General features: G+C 70.9%; 18 protein-coding genes. 12 read left to right on the top strand and 6 right to left on the bottom strand.

Annotation, left to right across the window (positions count from 1 at the left end; all coding sequences use genetic code 11):
• Nucleotides 1-12 precede the first annotated feature (12 nt).
• From aspS to Q0D75_RS05545, 3 genes are read right to left on the bottom strand one after another with little or no spacing between them, the layout of a single operon-like run.
• Entirely contained in the window at nucleotides 13-1,329 is a 1,317-nt protein-coding gene (gene aspS / locus Q0D75_RS05555) for an aspartate--tRNA(Asn) ligase (RefSeq protein WP_291050277.1), read from the bottom strand.
• A gap of 22 nt (nucleotides 1,330-1,351) precedes the next feature.
• Nucleotides 1,352-1,756 (bottom strand): cupin domain-containing protein, encoded by a 405-nt coding sequence (locus Q0D75_RS05550; protein WP_291050275.1) that lies wholly within the window; start codon nucleotides 1,754-1,756, stop codon nucleotides 1,352-1,354.
• Between the two features lie 28 nt (nucleotides 1,757-1,784).
• Nucleotides 1,785-3,092: an aspartate aminotransferase family protein gene (locus Q0D75_RS05545; RefSeq protein ID WP_291050273.1), complete on the bottom strand. Its 1,308-nt coding sequence runs from the start codon at nucleotides 3,090-3,092 to the stop codon at nucleotides 1,785-1,787.
• A 142-nt stretch (nucleotides 3,093-3,234) separates the two neighbouring features.
• On the opposite strand from Q0D75_RS05545, the gene Q0D75_RS05540 reads away from it, so the two are divergent.
• Nucleotides 3,235-4,752: a PucR family transcriptional regulator gene (locus tag Q0D75_RS05540; RefSeq protein WP_291050271.1), complete on the top strand. Its 1,518-nt coding sequence runs from the start codon at nucleotides 3,235-3,237 to the stop codon at nucleotides 4,750-4,752.
• Nucleotides 4,753-4,825: 73 nt separating this feature from the next.
• On the opposite strand, the gene Q0D75_RS05535 is transcribed toward Q0D75_RS05540, so the two are convergent.
• The gene (locus tag Q0D75_RS05535; protein ID WP_291050269.1) at nucleotides 4,826-6,337 is read right to left on the bottom strand and encodes a CoA-acylating methylmalonate-semialdehyde dehydrogenase; all 1,512 of its coding nucleotides are present in this window, start codon (nucleotides 6,335-6,337) and stop codon (nucleotides 4,826-4,828) included.
• Between the two features lie 408 nt (nucleotides 6,338-6,745).
• Between Q0D75_RS05535 and Q0D75_RS05530 the strand changes: the two genes are divergently transcribed.
• The 5 genes from Q0D75_RS05530 (at nucleotide 6,746) to ccsB (ending at nucleotide 11,594) form a co-directional block, all read left to right on the top strand.
• Nucleotides 6,746-7,390 carry a histidine phosphatase family protein gene (locus tag Q0D75_RS05530; protein WP_291050267.1) on the top strand — a complete coding sequence of 215 codons (645 nt, stop codon included), beginning with the start codon at nucleotides 6,746-6,748 and terminating at the stop codon, nucleotides 7,388-7,390.
• On the top strand, nucleotides 7,387-8,019 hold the full coding sequence (locus Q0D75_RS05525) for a TlpA disulfide reductase family protein (protein ID WP_291050265.1): 633 nt from the start codon (nucleotides 7,387-7,389) through the stop codon (nucleotides 8,017-8,019). Before Q0D75_RS05530 ends, Q0D75_RS05525 begins: the two co-directional genes overlap by 4 nt.
• Nucleotides 8,020-8,023: 4 nt before the next feature.
• Nucleotides 8,024-8,788 (top strand): cytochrome c biogenesis protein CcdA, encoded by a 765-nt coding sequence (locus Q0D75_RS05520; RefSeq protein ID WP_291050263.1) that lies wholly within the window; start codon nucleotides 8,024-8,026, stop codon nucleotides 8,786-8,788.
• A gap of 100 nt (nucleotides 8,789-8,888) precedes the next feature.
• The gene (locus Q0D75_RS05515; protein ID WP_291050362.1) at nucleotides 8,889-10,574 is read left to right on the top strand and encodes a cytochrome c biogenesis protein ResB; all 1,686 of its coding nucleotides are present in this window, start codon (nucleotides 8,889-8,891) and stop codon (nucleotides 10,572-10,574) included.
• Between the two features lie 9 nt (nucleotides 10,575-10,583).
• Entirely contained in the window at nucleotides 10,584-11,594 is a 1,011-nt protein-coding gene (ccsB, locus tag Q0D75_RS05510) for a c-type cytochrome biogenesis protein CcsB (protein ID WP_291050261.1), read from the top strand.
• A 141-nt stretch (nucleotides 11,595-11,735) separates the two neighbouring features.
• On the opposite strand, the gene Q0D75_RS05505 is transcribed toward ccsB, so the two are convergent.
• Nucleotides 11,736-12,725: an o-succinylbenzoate synthase gene (locus tag Q0D75_RS05505; RefSeq protein ID WP_291050360.1), complete on the bottom strand. Its 990-nt coding sequence runs from the start codon at nucleotides 12,723-12,725 to the stop codon at nucleotides 11,736-11,738.
• Nucleotides 12,726-12,857: 132 nt separating this feature from the next.
• Here Q0D75_RS05505 and Q0D75_RS05500 point away from each other — a divergent pair, with 132 nt between their 5' ends.
• Genes Q0D75_RS05500 through Q0D75_RS05490 form a run of 3 tightly spaced genes read left to right on the top strand, consistent with a single transcriptional unit; the run spans nucleotide 12,858 to nucleotide 15,999 of the window.
• A complete protein-coding gene (locus tag Q0D75_RS05500; RefSeq protein ID WP_291050259.1) occupies nucleotides 12,858-13,775 on the top strand; it encodes a 1,4-dihydroxy-2-naphthoyl-CoA synthase in 918 nt (305 codons plus the stop codon).
• A gap of 43 nt (nucleotides 13,776-13,818) precedes the next feature.
• Complete coding sequence (locus tag Q0D75_RS05495) at nucleotides 13,819-15,012, top strand: AMP-binding protein (RefSeq protein ID WP_291050257.1); 1,194 nt, start codon at nucleotides 13,819-13,821, stop codon at nucleotides 15,010-15,012.
• Nucleotides 15,013-15,027: 15 nt separating this feature from the next.
• Nucleotides 15,028-15,999, top strand: coding sequence for a 1,4-dihydroxy-2-naphthoate polyprenyltransferase (locus Q0D75_RS05490; RefSeq protein ID WP_291050255.1), 972 nt, complete (start codon nucleotides 15,028-15,030; stop codon nucleotides 15,997-15,999).
• Here the strand turns inward: Q0D75_RS05490 and Q0D75_RS05485 are convergent.
• The gene (locus Q0D75_RS05485) at nucleotides 15,993-16,313 is read right to left on the bottom strand and encodes a DUF4229 domain-containing protein (protein WP_291050253.1); all 321 of its coding nucleotides are present in this window, start codon (nucleotides 16,311-16,313) and stop codon (nucleotides 15,993-15,995) included. The two genes, Q0D75_RS05490 and Q0D75_RS05485, sit on opposite strands and share 7 nt — an antisense overlap.
• Nucleotides 16,314-16,485: 172 nt before the next feature.
• On the opposite strand from Q0D75_RS05485, the gene Q0D75_RS05480 reads away from it, so the two are divergent.
• The 3 genes from Q0D75_RS05480 to recQ all read left to right on the top strand — a co-directional run bounded on the left by Q0D75_RS05480 (nucleotide 16,486) and on the right by recQ (nucleotide 20,824).
• Nucleotides 16,486-16,833: a PLDc N-terminal domain-containing protein gene (locus Q0D75_RS05480; RefSeq protein ID WP_291050251.1), complete on the top strand. Its 348-nt coding sequence runs from the start codon at nucleotides 16,486-16,488 to the stop codon at nucleotides 16,831-16,833.
• Nucleotides 16,830-18,620 (top strand): 2-succinyl-5-enolpyruvyl-6-hydroxy-3-cyclohexene-1-carboxylic-acid synthase, encoded by a 1,791-nt coding sequence (gene menD / locus Q0D75_RS05475; RefSeq protein WP_291050249.1) that lies wholly within the window; start codon nucleotides 16,830-16,832, stop codon nucleotides 18,618-18,620. The genes Q0D75_RS05480 and menD overlap by 4 nt, the downstream gene beginning before the upstream one ends.
• A 116-nt stretch (nucleotides 18,621-18,736) precedes the next feature.
• Nucleotides 18,737-20,824, top strand: coding sequence for a DNA helicase RecQ (recQ, locus tag Q0D75_RS05470; protein WP_291050247.1), 2,088 nt, complete (start codon nucleotides 18,737-18,739; stop codon nucleotides 20,822-20,824).
• Nucleotides 20,825-20,847: the final 23 nt, after the last annotated feature.

Raw genomic sequence — 20,847 nt, 5'->3', positions numbered from 1 at the left:
GATTCGAACCGACTACGGGGTGAGGCGGGTCGGGCCGCGGAACAGGTACACGACCTCGCGCAGGTTCGTCTGGTGCAGCATCAGCATCAGCACGCGCGAGAGGCCCATGCCGAAACCGCCGTGCGGCGGCACGCCGTAGCGGAAGAAGTCGAGGTAGAAGCCGAGCTCCTCGGGGTCGAGGCCCTTCTCCTTGGCCTGCTCGATCAGCACCTCGACGCGGTGCTCGCGCTGGGCGCCGGTGGAGATCTCGACCCCGTTGTAGATGAGGTCGTAGCTGTTGGTGAGGCCCGCGTCGCCCTCGTGGCGCATGTGGTAGAACGGCCGGATGCTCGAGGCGTAGTCGGTGAGGAACACGAAGTCGTGCCCGTAGGTCTCCTTGACGTAGGCCGCGATCTGGCGCTCGCCCTCCGGGTCCATGTCGTCGTCCTCGCGGGGCACGACGTAGCCGCGGTCGGCCACGATCTGCTTCGCCTCGGCGAGCGGGATGCGCGGGAACGGCTGCGTGGGAACCTCGATGTCGACGTCGAACAGCGCCTTGATCTCCTCGCCGTGCTTCTCCTTCACCGCTCGGAGACCGGCGACCATCAGGTCTTCGTGCAGCTGCATGACGTCTTCGTGCGAGTCGATCCAGCTGATCTCGGCGTCGACCGAGGTGAACTCGGTGGCGTGACGGGAGGTGAACGAGGGGTCGGCGCGGAACGCGGGCCCCACCTCGAACACCTTGCCGAAGCCGGCCGGCTGCGCCATCTGCTTGAAGAACTGGGGGCTCTGCGAGAGGTACGCCTTGGTCTCGAAGTACTCCACCTCGAACAGCTCGGCGCGCGACTCGCTGGCCGAGGCCATCAGCTTCGGGGTGTGGATCTCGATGAAGTCGTGCTCGACCCAGTAGGTGCGCCACGCGTGCTCGAGCGTGGTCTGCACGCGGAAGACGAGGTTCTGCTCGGGGCGGCGCAGGTCGAGGAAGCGCCAGTCCATGCGCTTGTCGATGCCCGAGTCGGCGGCGATCGGCGTCTCGGGGATGGCGGCGGTGACGAGCTCGAGGGTGGCGAGCTTCACCTCGATGCCGCCGAGCTTCACCCGCTCGTCGTGCTTGAGCTCACCGGTGACGGTGATGAAGGAGCCCTGCGCGAGGCCGGAGATGGTCTCGGCCACGGCCTCGGTCTCCTCGGTGCGCGGGTTCACCAGCTGCACGGCGCCGGACTCGTCGCGGAGCACGACGAACTGCACCTTCTTCTGATCGCGCACCGTGTCGACCCATCCGGACACGGTGACGGGGCCGTCTTCGAGGGCGGCGAGGTTCTTGACGAGGGTGCGGGAGCTGGTGGTCACGATCGGCAAGTCTACCCGCCGGTCACGCGTCGGCCGGAGCGTAGGCCCCGAGCAGGTACACCTTGCGCAGCGTCTCGGTGACGGTCCAGGTGGTGTGCAGGCCCTCGCCGAGGCGGCCGATGGTGCCGGGCTCGAGCACGAGGGTGTGCGCTCCGTCGCCGTCGCTGTACTCGACCGTCGCTCGGCCCGAGAGCACGACGAACACCTCATCGGTCTCCACATCCGTGGAGACGCCCGGGGTGATCTCCCACAGCCCGAACTCGACCTCGCCCACGGTGCCCAGTTCGGCCGCGGCGGTGGTCGGGCGACCCGAGACGACCTGCTCATCGGCAAGGGCCTCGTGCGGGAGCGGGACGGTCAGAGCCGTGGCCTGCAGGATCGCGGCGGGTGCGACAGGTGCGGCGGGTACGGCGGATGCGTCGGTCATGAGGCGATGCTACTCAGGGCGTGCGACATCACAGGGCGGCGTCGAGCGAGCCGAGGGCCGCGTCGATGATCGCGAGTCCGCGCTCGGCCTCGGCGGGGCTGATCACGGCCGGCGGCACCACGTGGATGCGGTTCTCGGCGAGGAACGGCAGCAGCCCGCGCGCCATCAGGTCGGCCTTCAGGCGGCCCATCGCGGCGGCGGAGAGCGGCGTTCGCGCCGAGCGGTCGGAGACGAGCTCGATCGCCCAGAACACGCCGGTGCCGCGCACCTCGCCGACCACCTCGTGCGTGGCGGCGAACCGCTCGAGCGCGGGCCCGATCGTCGATCGCCCGATCTCGCGGGCGTTCTCGACCACGCCCTCCTCGGCCATCGCGGTCAGCGCGCCGACGATGCTGGCGGCGGCCAGCGGATGCCCGGAGTACGTCAGTCCGCCCGGGAAGACCCGCTCGTCGAAGTGGTGCGCGATCGGGCTCGAGATGAGCACGCCGCCCACCGGCACGTAGCCGGAATTGACGCCCTTCGCGAAGGAGATCAGATCGGGCACCACGTCGAAGGCGTCGAAGGCGAACCACTCCCCGGTGCGTGCGAAGCCCGCCATCACCTCGTCGAGGATGAGCAGGATGCCGTAGCGGTCGGCGATCGCGCGCACGCCGGCCAGGTAGCCGGGCGGCGGCACCAGCACGCCGGCGGTGCCCGGGATGGTCTCGATCAGGAACGCCGCGATGGTGTCGGCCCCCTCGGACTGCACCACGCGCTCGAGGTGCTGGAGAGCGCGCTCGGTCTCCTGCTCGGGGGTGGTCGCCCAGAAGTCGGAGCGGTAGAGGTAGGGGCCGAAGGCGTGCACGTGCCCGCGCGCGTACTCGTTGGGCATCCGCCGCCAGTCGCCGGTGGCGACGACCGCGGCACCGGTGTTGCCGTGGTACGAGCGGTAGTGCGAGACGATCTTGTCGCGGCCGGTGTACAGGCGCGCCATCCGCATGGCGTTCTCGTTGGCATCCGCCCCGCCGTTGGTGAAGAACACCTTCTCGAAGCCCTCCGGGGCGCGGTCGAGGATGAGCTGTGCAGCGCGGGCACGCGTCTCGTTGGCGTGCGCCGGGGCCACGGTCGAGAGAAGGGCGGCCTGCTCCTGGATGGCGGCGACGACCTTCGGATGCTGGTGCCCGATGTTCACGTTCACGAGCTGCGACGAGAAGTCGAGGTACTCGCGGCCGTCGGCGTCCCAGACGGTGCAGCCGAGGCCGCCCGCGATCGGCAGCGGGGCGAGGGCGCCCTGCGCCGACCAGGAGTGGAACACGGTGGAGGTGTCGAGCGCGCGGATGGAGTCGTTGGTGGCCATGCCTTCAGTGTGAGCGCGGCGAGGCGATCGCCGTGGTGCCAGAACGTCGAAGGCTAAGCTGGAAGTTGGACGAATTGAAGCGCGGCAGACGGTGCTGCGCGAGTCGAACGGATGGCGGGCCCGTGCCCGCGAAGGAGGACGGATGCCCGCGACGTTGCGCAGCATCCTGGCCCGCCGCGAGTTCCGGATGGAGCTGGTGGCCGGCGGCACCCTGCTCGACCCGGTACTGGATCAGCCGCTCACCTGGGCGCACAGCTCCGACCTCGACGACCCGACGCCGTGGCTGGAGGCCGGGCAGCTGCTGCTGACGGATGGCGCGCAGTTCGAGCGCACACCCGGCGAGGCCTTCGCCGCCGCGTACGTCGGCCGCCTGCGCGACAGGGGAGTGCTCGCGCTGGGTTTCGCGCGCGGGATCTGGCACGACGACATCCCGCCGGCGCTCGTGCGAGCCTCTGACGAGGCCGGGCTGCCGCTGTTCGCGGTGGCGACGGCGACGCCGTTCATCGGCATCATCCGCTTCGTCGCCGACGTGATCGCCGAGGAGCGGCGTGAGCGCCTGGAGTGGTCGCTGGAGGCGCAGCGGGCGATCGCGCGGGCGGCGCTGCGCGTCGACGGGCTCGGTGCCATCCTGCTCGAACTCGCCGAACGGCTGGAGAGCTGGGTGGCGCTCTACGACTCGGCGGGCACGGCGGTGCGGGTGCCCGGGCTCGCGCCGGTGCCGAGCGAACTGCAGCCGGTCGTCGAGCAGGCCGTCGCGCAGGCGCTCGGGCGCGGATCGCGGGCGGGGCTGCGCATCATCGAGGAGGGCGGCGGCATCTCGCTGCAGACGCTCGGGCAGCGCGGGCACCTGCGGGGAGTGCTGGCGGTGGGGGCGTCGACGCCGCTGGATCCGGCCGGCAGCGACCTCGTGGCGAGCGTGATCGGCCTCGCCAGCATCGCGCTCGAGCAGCGCAGAACACTGGATGCGGCGCGGCGGCGACTGCGCACGGGCCTGTTCGAGCTGCTGCAGTCGGGGGTCGTCGACGTGGCCGACCGCACGGCGGGAAGCCTCTGGGGGCCGTTGCCGACCGAGCCCGTGCGGGTGGCTCTCGTGGTGGGAGAGGTGCCCGGGCAGTCGCTGTTCGACGAGCTGGAGCTGCTCGCCGACCGCAATGCGGGGCGGATGTTCTTCGCCGAACACGGCGACGAGACGCTCGTCATCACGCGCTACGACGAGCGCGACGAGGCGCATCCGCTGCTGCGGCGGCACGGATTGGGCGCCGGGTCGTCGGGGCCCGTGGGCTGGAGCGAGCTGCCGAGGGCGCTCGCCGAAGCGCGGCACGCGGCGGCCGCCACCACCCGCGAGCGGCCCTTCGTCGACTTCGAGAACCTGGCCGAGCAGGGCCTGCACGGCCTGCTCGCGGCCTCGGGCGGCGCCGAGGTGGCACGGCGCGTGCTGCGGCCGGTGCTCGAGCTGCCCGAGGCCGAGCGCGAGACGATGCTCGCGACCTTGCGGGTGTGGCTGGCGCAGAACGGGGCGTGGGATCCGGCCGCGCGCGAGCTCGGCGTGCACCGTCATACCGTGCGCAACCGGGTGGATGCGGCCGGCGCCCTCCTGGGCGTCGACCTCGAGCGCTTCGCGGCCCGCGCCGAGCTCTGGGCGGCTCTGCAGCTCGTCTGAGCCGCAGAGCCGCCATCCGCTCGGTTACCGGAGCGGCGTCAGTTCTGGGCTGCCCGTCAGTTCTGCGCTGGCGTCAGTTCTGGGGGAAGCCCAGGTTGATGCCGCCGTGCGAGGGGTCGAGCCAGCGCGAGGTGATGGCTTTCTGCTGGGTGAAGAAGCGCACACCCTCGGCGCCGTGCGCCTTGGTGTCGCCGAAGAGGGAGGCCTTCCAGCCGCCGAACGAGAAGGTCGCGGCCGGAACCGGGATCGGCACGTTGATGCCGATCATGCCCACCTGGATCTCGTTCTGGAAGCGGCGGGCTGCCCCACCGTCGTTCGTGAAGATGGCGGTGCCGTTGCCGAAGGCACCCGAGTTGATCAGGGCGACGCCCTCGTCATAGGAGGAGACGCGCACGATCGACAGCACCGGCCCGAAGATCTCCTCGGTGTACACCCGCGAAGTGGTGGGCACGTTGTCGATCAGCGTCGGGCCGAACCAGAAGCCGTTCGGGTCGCCGTCGGGCTGCACGTCGCGGCCGTCGACCACCACGGTGGCCCCGTCCTGCTCGGCGATCTGCACGTAGGAGGCCACCTTGTCGCGGTGCGCCTCGGTGACCAGCGGCCCCATGTCGCAGCCGCGTCGGCCGTCGCCGATCCGGAGTCCGGCCATCCGGGAGCGGATCTTCTCGATCAGCGGATCGGCCACGGGCTCGACCGCCACCACGACCGAGACGGCCATGCAGCGCTCGCCGGCGGATCCGAAGCCCGCATTGATGGCGGAATCGGCGACCAGGTCGAGGTCGGCGTCCGGCAGCGCCAGCATGTGGTTCTTGGCCCCGCCGAGAGCCTGCACGCGCTTGCCGTGCTTGGTGCCGGTCTCGTAGACGTACCGCGCGATGGGGGTGGAGCCGACGAAGGAGATGCTCGCGACGTCGGGCGAGGTGAGCAGGCCGTCGACGGCCTCCTTGTCGCCGTTCAGCACGGTGAAGACGCCGTCGGGGAGTCCGGCCTCCTTCCACAGCTGGGCGAGCCAGATGGCGGCCGATGGGTCTTTCTCGCTGGGCTTCAGGATGACGGTGTTGCCGGCCGCAATGGCGATCGGGAAGAACCACATCGGCACCATGGCCGGGAAGTTGAAGGGGCTGATGATGCCCACGACGCCGAGCGGCTGCTTGGTGGAGTACACGTCGATGCCGGTCGAGACCTGCTCGGAGTACTCGCCCTTGAGGTGGTGCGCGAGGCCGGTGGCGAACTCCACGACCTCCTGGCCGCGGGCGATCTCGCCCATCGCGTCGGACAGCTCCTTGCCGTGCTCGGCGGTGATGATGGCGGCGAGTTCGCCCTTGCGGGAGTTCAGCAGCTCGCGGAACGCGAACAGCACCGACTGGCGCTTGGTGAGCGAGAGGTCGCGCCAGGCGGGGAACGCGGCCTTGGCCGAGGCGATCGCGGCGGCGATCTCGTTCTGGTCGGCCAGGGCGACCTGCTTGGTCACGACGCCGAGGGCGGGGTCGTAGACGGGAGCGGTGCGGCCGGAGGTCGAGGGGTGCTCGGCGCCGTCGATCCAGTGCGGGACGACGGGGACGGGGGAGTCGATCGGTGCGGACATGGGATACCTCGGCGTCTCGTTCTCGAAAGGGGCGGTCGAGAGCGAGCGTAGGGGGGTGATCCGGTCAGGGTCCGTACCGGAATGTCGATCGAGCGGATGCCTGTTGGACGGAAGGTCCAAGTGGGCCGGCCGCCCGATCGATCCGGGTCAGCGGTGGCTGGGAACGGCGCGGTAGCCGTCGACGCGGAGCGTCTTGACGGTGGCGACGATTCCGGCGACGGAGACGAGAGCGAATGCGGTGAGGGTGATGAGGGTCATGATTAAGCCTTTCTGCCTACAATTATTCGCGCGACAACCGTTGAGCACAATCGCATAGTTCTACAAGTCTCGTGTAGCGGATCTACATTGTCGTGGCGAGCATCCGGCTCTCGGCGGATACACGGCAACACCGCTCGTAGACTGGATGCCGTGCCCGCCAGCCAGATCCATCTCGTCCGCCACGGCGAAGTCTTCAATCCCGATCACGTGCTCTACGGGCGCATCCCGGGGTTCGGCCTCTCCGAGCTCGGCCGGCGGATGGCGCAGGCGGCCGCCGACGACCTGATCGCGCGCGACCGGCCGATCGCGCGGCTCTACACCTCTCCTCTGCAGCGGGCTCGCGAGTCCGGCGAGCCGATCGCTCTGGGGCTCGGCCTCGATCCGGTCGTCGAAGAGCGCATCATCGAGCCCACCAACGCCTTCGAGGGGCGCCGGATGTCGGGCCCCGGCGGAGCGCTGCGCGACCCGCGGATGTGGCGCTACTTCTACAACCCCTGGCGGCCGTCGTGGGGCGAGTCGTTCAGGAGCCTCTCGACCCGGATGCTCGCGGCGATGACGGATGCGCACGCCTCGGTCGAATCGGGCGACGTCGTGATGGTCAGCCACCAGTCGCCGATCTGGATCGCGCACCGCACCATCGTGGGCGAGTCGCTGCCGCACGACCCGCGCAAGCGCCGCTGCGCGCTGTCGAGCGTCACGAGCTTCGAACGCCGGGGCGACCGCTTCGTGGAGGTCGGGTACACCGATCCCGCGGCGCCGCTGGCCGCGACCGCGACCGATGTGGGGGCGGTGTGAAGCTCCGTCTCGCGCTCGCCGCCGTGGTGGCCGCCGGCGCCCTGGCGCTGACCGGGTGCACGAACGATCCGCTGGCGCAGCAGTACCTGGATGGCAGCAACAAGGGCTACATCTCCGGTGACGGCACCGTCACCGAGGTGAACGAGGCCGATCGCGGCGAGCCGGTCGAGTTCACCGGCACCGACGAACAGGGCGAGACGGTCAGCTCGGCCGACTACGCCGGCCAGGTGCTCGTGCTCAACTTCTGGTACGCCGGCTGCGCGCCCTGCCGCGCCGAGGCCCCCGACCTCGAGAAGCTGAACCAGCAGTTCGAAGGCTCGGGAGCATCCTTCCTCGGCGTGAACGTGCGCGACCAGGCCGACACCGCAGCGGCCTTCTCGAAGACCTTCGGCATCAGCTATCCCTCGATCGTCGACACCGACGGGGCGATGCAGTTCGCCTTCTCCGGCACGGTGGCCCCCAATGCGGTGCCGACCACCCTGGTACTCGACACCGAGGGCCGCGTTGCGGCGCGCATCCTGGGCCGGGTGAGCGATCCGTCGATCTTGGAGACCCTCATCAAGTCGAGCCTCGGCGACACCTCGACGCCGGCCGCCACGCCGACGCCGGCCGCCGTCGGGGCGGACTGAGCCCGTGGGCAATCCCTTCGCCGAGATCGTGCTCAGCGGGCAGCTGCTGCTTGCCATCCCGATCGCCCTGCTGGCCGGGCTCGTGTCGTTCGCGTCGCCGTGCGTGCTGCCGCTCGTTCCGGGCTACCTCGCCTACGTGGGCGGCATCTCGGATGCCGGCGCGCGCGCCGAGGGCGGCTCCCGCAAGGCGGGCCGGCGGCGGATGTTCCTCGGCATCGCCCTGTTCATCCTCGGGTTCTCGGTGATCTTCCTGGCCTACTCGGCCGCGTTCGGCGCCCTCGGCACCTGGCTCGTCGTCTGGCAGGACGCCATCACCCGCATCATGGGCGTGGTCGTCATCGTGCTCGGGCTCGTGTTCATCGGGCAGTTCAGCTTTCTGCAGCGCACCTTCAAGCCCTCGTGGCGGCCGGCGACCGGCCTCGCGGGCGCGCCCGTCCTGGGCATCGTGTTCGGTCTCGGCTGGACGCCGTGCATCGGCCCGACCCTCGGCGCGATCCAGGCGCTCAGCCTCACCAGCGGCTCGGCGTGGAGTGGCGTGCTGCTCGGCCTGTTCTACTGCATCGGCCTCGGCGTGCCGTTCCTCCTGGTGGCCCTCGGGCTCGACTGGGTGACCGGATCGGTGTCGTTCCTGAAGCGGCACATCCGCACCATCAACATCGTCGGCGGCGCGCTGCTGGTCGCGATCGGCGTGCTCATGGTGAGCGGCCTCTGGACGATCTGGATCTACCAGCTGCAGGCGGTGATCAACGGTTTTGTCTCGCCCATCTGATCACTACGACTCCGCGGAGCCCGGCGCCGGCAAGCGCGGCGGCTTCGGCGGCGGCACCGGATCCGGCTCGGGTTCTGGCGCCGATTCCGGTTCCGACGACATCACGCAGCCCAAGCTCGGGTTCGTGGGCTGGCTGCGGTTCTTCTGGCGGCAGTTGACGAGCATGCGCACGGCGCTGTTCCTGCTGCTGCTGCTCGCCCTCGCGGCGGTGCCCGGATCGCTCGTGCCGCAACGCGCGGCCGACCCGAACGGCGTCACGCAGTACTTCGTCGACAATCCCGATCTCGCACCGGTGCTCGACAAGGTGCAGGCGTTCGACGTGTACACCTCGGTGTGGTTCTCGTCGATCTACCTGCTGCTGTTCATCTCGTTGATCGGCTGCGTGGTGCCGCGCACGAAGCACCACTTCGACGCACTGCGGGCGAAGCCGCCGCGCACCCCCGCGCGGCTGTCGCGGCTCGCGGGGTTCACGACGCGCGACATCGCGGGTACCGCGGAGGGGGCATCCGGATCGGGCGTCTCGGCGGCGGCCCCCACCGTCTCGGCCGCCTCGGTGGTCGACTCGGCGCGCGCTCTGCTGAAGCGCCAGCGCTACCGCACGGTCGTGTTCACGGGCGTCGACAAGAAGACCGGGCTGGAGACCGCCTCGGTGTCGGCCGAGCGGGGCTACCTGCGCGAGACCGGCAACCTGGTGTTCCACTCGGCGCTGGTCGGCATCCTGCTCACCGTCGGAGTCGGCGGCGGTTTCGGGTACAGCGGCCAGCGCGTGGTGGTGGAGGGCCAGACCTTCGTGAACACGCTGCTCGCCTACGACTCGTTCAACCCCGGCCGGTTCTTCAGCGACGACCAGCTCTCGCCGTACTCGCTCACGCTCGACTCCTTCTCGGCGACCTATGAGACCGAGTCCCTGAAGGCCTTCGGCCAGCCGCTCGACTACACGGCGGCGGTCACCACCACGCAGGCCGACGGCACGGCCTCCTCCGAAGACATCAAGGTGAACAGCCCGCTGAAGATCGGCGGCACGGACGTGTACCTGCTGGGCAACGGCTACGCGCCTACCATCACGGTGCGCGATCCTTCGGGGAACGTGGTGTTCACCGACTCGGTGCCCTTCCTGCCCCAGGATGCGAGCCTCACCTCGCTCGGCGTGGTCAAGGTGCCCGACGGGCTGGCCGACCAGCTCGGCATGATCGGATTCTTCTACCCCACCCAGTCGCAGTCCTCGTCGGGGGCGTACTTCTCCAGTTTCCCCGACCTCGAGTACCCGGTGCTGACGCTCAACGTCTACGACGGCGACCTGGGCCTGGACGGCGGCGTGCCCGCATCCGTCTACTCGCTGGACACCGACAAGATGAACCAGCTCACCGGCGGCGCCACGGGTGTGGACTCGATCGAGCTGAAGCCGGGCGAGACCGCGTCGCTGCCGAACGGTCTCGGCACGGTGTCGCTGGACGGCGTGAAGCGCTTCGCCTCGTTCGACGTGCATCACGACGCCACCCAGACCTGGATGCTGCTGTTCGCCATCCTGGTGCTCGGCGGCCTGCTGACCTCGCTGTTCATCCCGCGCCGGCGGGTGTGGGTGAAGGCGACCGCCCGGGCCGACGGGAGTGTGCACCTCGAGTACGCCGGGCTCGCGCGAGGCGACGACCCGCGGTTGGTGGAGGCCGTGGCGGCGCTCGCCGATCGGCACGCGGGGGCGTACGTCCCCTTCTCCACAACCCCCGGTGACGAGGGGGTTTCTCCCCAGGCGTCATCCTCTTCTCCGTCATCCGATCCGAAGGCTTAGGCTCTAGCTGTGACACAAACCCTCGACGAGATCTCGATCATCCTCATCTACTCGGCCATGGCCGTGTACGCGCTCGCGTTCATCGCGTTCGCGCTCGATCTCGCGCGCCGTTCGTCCACCGTCAAGAGGGCCGTAGCGGCCGAGTCGAAGGTGCCGGCAGCCGTCGGGGCCGGGGGCGGGGGCGCATCGTCGGGCGCACCTGGCGCATCTGCCGACGACGCGGAGCTGGTATCCCTGGCGGGTGTGGATTCCGCGGGCAAGCGGTCGATCGCGCTGCGCCTGGGCGTCTCGTTCACCATCCTCGGGTTCGTCATCCAGCTGGGCGGCGTCATCCTGCGCGGCATCGCGGCCTCGCGAGTGCCGTGGGCCAACATGTACGAGTTCTCCATCACGGGCACGCTGCTGATCGTGGCGGTGTTCCTGGTGGTGCTGATCCGTCAAGACATGCGCTTCCTCGGAACCTTCGTCACCGGGCTGGTGCTCATCCTGCTCGGCATCTCCACGCTCCAGTACTACGTCACGGTGGCGCCGCTGCCGCCGGCGCTGCAGTCGGCCTGGCTCGTCATCCACGTGCTCGTGGCCATCCTCGGCACGGCGTTCTTCGCGCTCGGCGGTGCCCTGTCGGTCATCCAGCTGCTGCAGACGAAGGGCGACTCGGTCTCGCGCCTGGCCACCGTGCTGCGCCTGCGGTTCCTCAAGACGCTGCCGGATGCCGAGACGCTCGAGCGCCAGGCCTACCGGGTGAACATCGTCGGCTTCGTGTTCTGGACCTTCACGCTCATCGCCGGCGCCATCTGGGCCGAGCGCGCCTGGGGCCGCTACTGGGGCTGGGACACCAAAGAGGTCTGGACCTTCATCATCTGGGTCATCTACGCCGGGTACATCCACGCTCGCGCCACCCGTGGCTGGCGCGGTTCGCGGTCGGCGTGGCTCGCGATCGTCGGCTTCGCCGCGGTGCTGTTCAACTTCGGCGTCGTCAACGTCTTCTTCAAGGGCCTGCACGCGTACTCGGGCCTCTGAGCCTGCGCTCACCCCACCCCACCCCACCCCACTCCCGTCGACCCGTCACTCGGTCCCGCTTTGGGGCCGCGATAACGGCACCAACTGACGGGTCGGTGTGGTTGGGGGGGCGTCTGGCGCGCGCGCGGCGTGGCGTGGCGCTCAGGTGTGGGGCACGAGGAGGGCGTGGCAGCGGGTGATGCGTTCGCGCCACCACTGCTCGCGGGCGGCGGGCGCGCGGTACCGTTCCAGCAGGGCGGGGTCGACCTCGGGGCGAGTGACCGGGATGCGGCCGTCGTGCGGAACGAGGCTCTCGCGCACGATGTCGCCCTCGAAGAGGTCGACGGTCGCCAGGCCGCAGTCGTAGTCGAGTTCGGGCAGGGCGGCGGCGAGGTGCGCGCCCATCGCGATGCCCACCGAGCTCTCCAAGGCTGATGACACCACCGCAGGCAGCCCGGCGGAGGCCACGATCTCGAGGGCCCGGGCCACGCCGCCGAGCGGCTGGGCCTTCACGATCACGAGGTCGGCGGCGCCGGCGCGGGCGACGGCGAGCGGATCCTCCGCCTTGCGCACGCTCTCGTCCGCGGCGATCGGGATGTCGAGATACGCGATCCGCTCGCGCAGCTCGGCGAGCTCGGGCACGCTCGCGCACGGCTGCTCGACGTACTCGAGGTCGAACTCGGCGAGCCGGTGCACGGCGTGCTCGGCCTCGTCGACGTTCCAGCCGCCGTTGGCGTCGATCCGGATGCGCCCCTCGGGCCCGACCGCCGCGCGGGCGGCGCGCACCCGGGCCACGTCGTCGTCGAGCACCTGGCCGCGCTCGGCCACCTTCACCTTCACGGTGCGGCAGCCGTCGTAGTGCGCTAGCACCCGGGCCACCTCGGCGGCGGGCACGGCGGGCAGGGTCGCGTTGACCATGATCTCGGGACGGATCGCGGCCGGCGTCGCGCTCCAGCCGAACTCCACCGCCGCTCGCAGCCAGTTCGCGGCCTCCTCGTCGGGGTACTCGAGGAACGGCGAGAACTCCGTCCACCCCTCCGGCCCCTCGAGCACGGCGAGCTCGCGCACGCTCTGCCCCCGGAACCGCGTGTGCAGCGGGATCGCCACCACGTGCATCCGCTCGAGCAGTTCGGGGAGGTCGGGCACGTGCAGCTCTGAGGTCACTCTCGCAGTCTCCCATCAGTTGCCCCGAGCCCGTTGTGCACAGGCTGCCGAGATCGGGGATCCGTCCACAGCTTCGGCCGCGCCGCGGGCGGGCGCGCGCCGGAGCGTAGGCTTTCGGGTATGAGCGAACGCACCACCGTCAGCGACATCTTCGACCCCGATGAGTGGGTCGTCGCCCCCGGCTCCGAGGGCTTCACCGACATCACGTACCACCTCGACATCGAGGGGCGCGTGGCGCGCATCGCGTTCGACCGGCCGGAGGTGCGCAACGCGTTCCGGCCCAAGACGGTCGACGAGCTCTACGCGGCGCTCGACGACGCCCGGCAGAACCCGCGGGTGGGCGTGGTGCTCATCACCGGCAACGGGCCGAGCCCGCGCGACGGCGGCTGGGCGTTCTGCAGCGGGGGAGACCAGCGCATCCGGGGCCGTGACGGCTACAAGTACTCCGAAGAGGAGACGGCGGCGGGTATCGACACGGCGCGCTCGGGGCGGCTGCACATCCTCGAGGTGCAGCGGCTCATCCGCTTCATGCCCAAGGTGGTCATCGCGGTGGTTCCCGGCTGGGCGGCCGGCGGCGGCCACTCCCTGCACGTGGTCTGCGACCTCACCCTCGCCAGCGAAGAGCACGGCAGGTTCAAGCAGACGGATGCCGACGTCGGGTCCTTCGACGCCGGCTACGGCAGCGCATACTTCGCTCGGCAGATCGGGCAGAAGTTCGCGCGCGAGGTGTTCTTCCTCGCCGAGGAGTACAGCGCCCGGCGCGCCTACGAGATGGGTGCCGTCAACGCCGTCGTGCCGCACGCCGAGCTCGAGACCGAGGCGTTGCGCTGGGCGCGCGTCATCCTGGGCAAGTCGCCGACCGCCATCCGGATGCTGAAGTACGCCTTCAACGCCGTCGACGACGGGCTGGTGGGCCAGCAGGTCTTCGCCGGTGAGGCCACCCGTCTGGCCTACGCCAGCGACGAGGCGGTCGAGGGTCGCGATTCCTTCCTGGAGAAGCGGGATCCGGACTGGTCCGCGTTCCCGTACCACTTCTGATGCGCCCGCTCGAGGGTCCGATCCCTCCGTTCGTAGGCGTCTGATGCATCCGCTCGAGGTCGTCGACGGCGGTGATCCGCGGGCGGTGGCGGTGGCGCTGCGCCGAGCGCTCGCGCATGAGGGGCCGGCGGTGCTGCCGCGTGACCCTCAGGCCGACGACCTCTTCGGCGCCGAGCTCCCCCACGAGGTGCCGACGGCCGTGTCGCTCGTGATCGAGACCTCGGGGTCGTCCGGTGCGGCGAAGCGTGTCGCCCTCAGCGCCGACGCGCTGCTGGCGTCGGCGGCGGCCTCCGAGGGGGTGCTCGGCGGGCCCGGCCAGTGGCTGCTGGCTCTGCCCACGCACTACATCGCGGGGGTGCAGGTGCTGGTGCGGTCCATCGCGGCCGGAACCGAGCCCGTCATCCAGCCGCTCGGGCACTTCACGCCCGAGCTGTTCGCCGCCCTCGCCGGGCGCCTCGAGGCGCCCCTTCGCTTCAGCTCGCTGGTGCCGGCCCAGCTCGCCCGGCTGGTCGAGGCCGGGGAGCAGGATGCCGGCATCCGCCGGGCCGTGGCCCGGTTCGACAAGCTGCTGGTCGGGGGGCAGGCCCTGCCCGACCCGCTGCACGAGCGAGCCACGGCGCTCGGCTACACCGTGGTGCGCACCTATGGTGCCAGTGAGACGGCCGGGGGCTGCGTCTACGACGGGCGGCCGATCGGGCGCACGGTCGCGCGGATCACCGATGGCGAGATCGAGCTCTCCGGGCCGAGCCTGGCCGAGGGCTACCTCGACGACGACGAACTCAGCCTGAGGTCGTTCCGCACCGAGGGCGGCGTGCGCTGGTACCGCACCGCGGATGCGGGAACGGTGATCGACGGGGTGCTGCGCGTCACCGGCCGCGTCGACAACGTGATCATCTCCGGCGGCGTGAAGGTGTCGCTGGATCGGGTGGAACGGATCGTGCAGGGCGTGCCGGGCTACGAGGAGGCCGTGGTCGTGGGGCGCGACGACGAGCGCTGGGGGCAGGTGGCCGTGGTGGTCGTGGCGGATGCGGGAACGGCGTCCGAGGTGCACGCCGCAGAACTCCGCCACCTGCGAACGATCGTGGCCGAGGCTGCGGGGCGGCCGGCGGCGCCGGCCGGCATCCTGCGCCTGGCCGAACTCCCGCGGCTGTCGTCGGGCAAACCCGATCGCCGTGCGATCGCCGGCTCGCTCGTCGTTCCCACTGCCGACTCCAAGCTCCCGCCGATCAGAAGCTGACTAGAATCAGCCCCGATGTCAGCTACGAAATCGAAGAAGCGCCGCTCCGGCCACCCCGCCCGCGCGCACGACCGCGGCCGCGCCGCCTCCGGCCGACCGGCCCGTCCCGCCGGCCCGAAGACAGCCGCCGGTGCCTGGATCGCGGGGGCCCGCCTGCGCACGCTCCCGCTGTCGATCGCTCCCGTCGCGCTCGGCACCGGAGCCGCCATGGTGATGACCGACATCTCCAAGCTGCTGATGGTGCTCTGCTTCTTGGTGGCGGTGTTCCTGCAGATCGCGGTGAACTACTCCAACGACTACTCCGACGGGGTGCGGGGTACCGACGACGTGCGGGTGGGGCCGCCGCGTCTCACCGGCTCGGGTCTCGTGCCGGCGAAGCGTGTTCTCGCGGCCGCCATCGTCTTCTTCGCTCTCGCGGGCGCGGCGGGTCTGGCGATCACGATCATCACGGGGCACTACTGGCTGCTGGCCGTGGGCGCGGCGGCGATCGCGGCGGGCTGGTTCTATACCGGCGGCAAGCATCCGTACGGCTACTACGCTCTCGGCGAGCTGTTCGTGTTCGTGTTCTTCGGGCTGGTGGCCACCGCGGGCACGACCTTCATCCTCGCGGGCGACGTGAACACCGAGAGCTGGGCGGGCGGCGTGGCCGTGGGGGCCATCGCCTGCGCGGTGCTGATGGCCAACAACATCCGCGACATCGAGCAGGACAAGCTGGTGAAGAAGCGCACCCTCGCAGTGCTGATCGGCCGCACCGCGTCACGCGTGGTCTACGTGTTCTGGTTGCTGGTGGCCTACGCGGTGCTGGCGTTCTTCGCGCTGCTCTACCCGCTCGCGCCGCTGGTGTTCTTCACCCTGCTGGCCGCGGTGCCGGCGACGATCATCATGCTGACCGCCACGAAGCCGCGCGAGTTCGTGACCGCGCTTCAGCTCACCAGCCTGGTGGGCCTGGCGTACGGGATCGGGCTGGGGCTGGCTTTCGCCTACTGAGCGGAGTCGGTGGGGCGGGACGGGGCGGCTTCGGCCGAATCCACGGCCTGGTCTTCGACGTCTTCGTCTTCCGAGACCTTGGTGGCCGGCTCGGTGCGGGCCTGGCCGCGGTTCAGCCGAGCCTCGTGAAGCGTGCGGGAGGCGTCGTCGCGGGGCTTCCGCAGCGCGATGATCGAGATGCACAGCGCGATGACGGCGGCCACGATCGCGGCGATCCAGCCCGGGATCTGCAGCAGCAGCAACACCCCGAGCACCGCGGCGAAGATGCCGACGCGGATGAGGGTGTACACGAGCCACGTTCGTCCAGGTTTCACGGCTTCGAGTCTAGGCCGGGCATCCTGACCGTGCGCTCGAAGCCGCATCCATCCGCCCGCGCATCCGGCCGTCCGGGGGCCCGCGAGCCCACGCCCGGGACGGGTCGAACCACCCGGTGAGCGCACGGCCGACGCGCAGTCGGCTCACGGATGCCGGGAGTACAGTTACTGCATGGCTCGCGTACTCCTTGCCCTCGTCATCGTGGTGGTGGCGTTCACCGTGTACGCGCTCGTCGACTGTCTCATGCTGCCGAAGTCGCGCGTGAAGGCTCTGCCCCGAGTGGCGTGGGTGTTCATCATCATTCTGTTCACCCCCATCGGTGGCATCCTGTGGCTGCTGATCGGTCGCGGCCGGCGCATCACGACTCCGCCGCGACGGGCGATGGGGCCCGACGACGACCCCGACTTCCTAGGCACCATCCGCCCTGTGCACGATCCCCTCGAAGACGAGCGGATCCGTGAGCTGGAGCGGCGTCTCGCCGAGACGGACGACGAGGACAACGGCAGAACCGAACGGTGACGTCGAGTCCGGCCGCCACGAGCGCCACCCGGCTCGTGCGCGCGTTCGCCGCGCTCGGGGTGCAGCACGCCGTGGTGTCTCCCGGCTCGCGCTCGCAGGCACTCGCGCTGGCGCTCGCCGAACTCGAGCTCGAGGGCCGCATCGCCCTGCACGTGCGCATCGACGAGCGGGTCGCGGCCTTCACGGCGCTGGGGCTCGCGCGCGAGAGCGGACGGCCGGCGCTGGTGGTCACCACCTCGGGCACCGCCGCCGCCAACCTCTTGCCCGGTGTGGTGGAGGCGAGCCACTCGGGGGTGCCGCTGATCGTGCTGACGGCGGATCGGCCGGCGCGGCTGCGGGGTACGGGCTCGAACCAGACGACCTGGCAGCCCGGGCTGTTCGGCCGCTTCGTGCGACTCGAGCTCGACGTGCCTCCTCCTTTGCCCGACGAGATCCCGGATGCGCGCGCACTGGCGGCGCAGGCGTTCGGCGCGGCGACCGACGGGCTCGCCTCCGGGCCTGTGCACCTCAATCTGCAGTTCGTGGAACCGCTCTCGGGCGACGTGGAACCGGAGGAGCCGGCATCCGTCGACTCGTCCGGCTCACGCCCCTTCGACGAGCCGGTCGATTCTGCGGGAGGCACCGTGGGGCGGCGCTCGGTGCACCTCGCCGCCGGTCCGCGCACCGTCGTGATCGCGGGTGCCGACGCGGGCGAGCGGGCCAACGCCTTCGCTCTGGCGGCGGGCTGGCCGCTGATCGCCGAGGTCTCCAGCGGGGCGCGCTTCGGCCCCTGCCTGGTGTCGGGCTACCGCACCCTGCTCGACCACCCCGAGTTCGGCGGGCGCGTCGAGCGCGCCGTGGTGTTCGGGCATCCCACGCTCAGCCGTCAGGTGCCGGCGCTGCTCGGGCGGGACGACGTGGAGGTCGTGGTGGTTCGTGGGGCCGGCGAACCGTTCGTGCCGCATCCGGATGCCGTGCTGGTCGACGAGGCGACGGCCGATCCCGACGATCGCAGCGACCGTGCGGCGCGCGCCTGGACGGGGCAGTGGGTGTTCGCCGGGCGCGAGCTGCTCGAGCAGGAATCGCAGGCCGACGAGGTGGCGCCACCGCTGCTCGGGGGAGCCGATGCCGGTCCCGGCGACGTGGCGGCCGCGCGCGCGTTCGCCAAGGCCGAGCTCACGGCGCTGCGCGCACCGGTGACCCGGCGTGCGCTCGCGCTCGCGGTGTGGCGCGCGACCTGGCCGCACGACCGGCTGGTGCTCGGGGCGTCGCGGCTGATCCGCGAGCTCGATTCGGCAGCGGGCGGAAAGAAGATCCCGGTGCACTCGAACCGCGGGCTCGCAGGCATCGACGGAACGGTGTCGACCGCGCTCGGCGTGGCGCTGGCCAGTCAGTCGGAGTTCCGGGATGCCGGGTCGGCCGGTGCCGGTGCCGGTGCCGGTGCCGGTGCTGCGGGCGCCTCGCGGCGCGGCACGGCGGGCACGACCCGCGTGCTGCTCGGCGATCTCACCCTGCTGCACGACGTCGGCGCTCTGCTGCTTGCGCCCGGCGAGACGCGGCCCCGCATCCAGCTGATCGTCGGCAACGACGGCGGCGGCACGATCTTCGACGGGCTCGAAGTGGCGGGCACTGCGGCACCGGCGCAGTTCGACCGGGTCATGTTCACGCCGCAGCAGGCGGACATCGCGGCGCTGTCCGCCGCCTACGGTTGGCCGCACCGGGCGATCGCCACCCGCGGCGACCTCGACTCGGCGCTGGCCTCGCCTCCGGCCGGGCCGAGCATCCTCGAGGTGCGCCTCGACCGCTGAGGGCCCGTGACGTGCCCGGTTTCGAAGACTCCTCCACAGGCGGCCCCGAACGGGTGCGATTCGGGAGAGCCTGTGGACAACTCTCCGATGTCGCCACCGCGAACTAGGCTCGACTCGTGACCCAGACATCAGCATCCGTAGCGCTCGACACCCTCAGCCGGGTGTTCGGCTACGACTCGTTCCGCGGCGACCAGGCCGAGGTGATCGACCACGTCATCGCCGGCGGCGACGCGGTCGTGCTGATGCCCACGGGTGCCGGTAAGTCCCTCTGCTACCAGGTGCCCTCGCTCGTGCGGCCCGGCACCGGCGTGGTCATCTCGCCCCTGATCGCGCTGATGCACGACCAGGTCGAGGCGATGAAGGCGGTCGGCGTGCGCGCCGCGTTCCTCAACTCCACGCAGGATGCCCGGGAGCGCGCCGAGGTCGAGCAGGCGTACCTCGACGGTGAGCTCGATCTGCTCTACGTGGCGCCCGAGCGGCTGTCGGCCGAGAGCACGAAGCGCTTTCTCGAGAACGGGCAGATCGCGCTGTTCGCCATCGACGAGGCGCACTGCGTGTCGCAGTGGGGGCACGACTTCCGGCCCGACTACCTCGCGCTCGCCGAACTGGCCGAGCGCTGGCCCACCGTGCCGCGCATCGCGCTCACGGCCACGGCCACCGAGGCCACCCATAAAGAGATCACCGAGCGGCTCTCGATGGGCCGGGCTCGGCACTTCGTGGCCAGCTTCGACCGGCCGAACATCCAGTACCGCATCGACCCGAAGGGCGAGGTGCGCAAGCAGCTGCTCTCGTTCGTGCGCAACGAGCACGGCGGCGAGGCGGGAATCGTCTACGGCCTCTCGCGCAACACGGTCGAGAAGACGGCGCAGTTCCTGGCCGAGAACGGCGTCGACGCGATGCCCTATCACGCGGGTCTGGATGCCCGGGTGCGGGCGCGCACGCAGGCCCGGTTCCTGCGCGACGAGGGTGTGGTGATCGTCGCCACCATCGCGTTCGGCATGGGGATCGACAAGCCCGACGTGCGGTTCGTGGCGCACATCGACCTTCCGAAGTCGGTGGAGGGCTACTACCAGGAGACCGGGCGCGCCGGGCGCGACGGGCTGCCGTCGACGGCATGGATGGCCTACGGGCTGAACGACGTGGTGCAGCAGCGGCGGATGATCGACGACTCTCCCGGCGACCTCGCGCACCGCCGACGGCTCTCGGCGCACCTCGACGCGATGCTCGCGCTCTGCGAGACCGTCAGCTGCCGCCGGGTGAATCTGCTCGCGTACTTCGGGCAGAAGAGCGAGCCCTGCGGCAACTGCGACACCTGCATCACGCCGCCGGAGTCGTGGGACGGCACGGTGCCGGCGCAGAAGCTGCTCTCCACGGTGGTTCGGCTGGAGCGCGAGCGCAACCAGCGGTTCGGGGCCGGGCACTTGATCGACATCCTGCGCGGCAAGCGCACCGAGCGGGTCGGCCAGTGGAAGCACGACGAACTCACCGTGTGGGGCATCGGCGCCGACCTGAGCGAACAGCAGTGGCGCGGGGTCGTGCGGCAGCTGCTGGCCCAGGGGCTGCTGGCCGTGCACGACGACGGGTACGGCACGCTGGTCATCACCCCGGAGAGCGCTGAGGTGCTCTCGGGTGCGCGCGCGGTGCAGCTGCGGCGCGAGCCCGAGCGGGTAGCGTCGTCGCGGGGGAGCGGATCGGGGTCGAGCGGATCGGGCGGCTCCCGCAGCGGCTCGGCCGCGAAGGCCGAGCTGTCGACCGAAGACGCCGAGCTGTTCGAGGTGCTGCGGGCCTGGCGGGCGGCGACCGCGCGTGAGCAGGGTGTTCCGGCGTACGTGGTGTTCCACGACGCGACGCTGGCCGCGGTCGCGGCCCAGCGGCCCAGCAGCGTCGAGGCGCTGGCGGGCATCGCCGGCATCGGAGAGCGCAAGCGCGAAGCCTATGGCGAGGGCCTGATCGCGGCGGTCTCGTCGGGGGAGTTCATCGCGCCGGCGGGTGCGGCGGCGCCGACGGGCAGCGGGTCGGGCGGCGCCGCAGGAGGTGGCTCACGGCGATCGAATGCGCGTGGTGCGTCGCCCACGCGTCCCCGTCCGGGGTTCACGCAAGCGGAGGAGCCTCCGTTCGACGACGTCCCGCCCGACGAAGAGCCGCCGCCCTACGACGACATCCCGCCGTACGACGACCACGAGGCGCCGCCGCTGTACCCCTGATGCGCCCGCCGGCCGTGTGATGG

The organism is Herbiconiux sp., assembly GCF_023264855.1.
Taxonomy (GTDB): Bacteria; Actinomycetota; Actinomycetes; order Actinomycetales; family Microbacteriaceae; genus Herbiconiux.
This window is presented reverse-complemented; position numbering and strand designations above follow the sequence as displayed.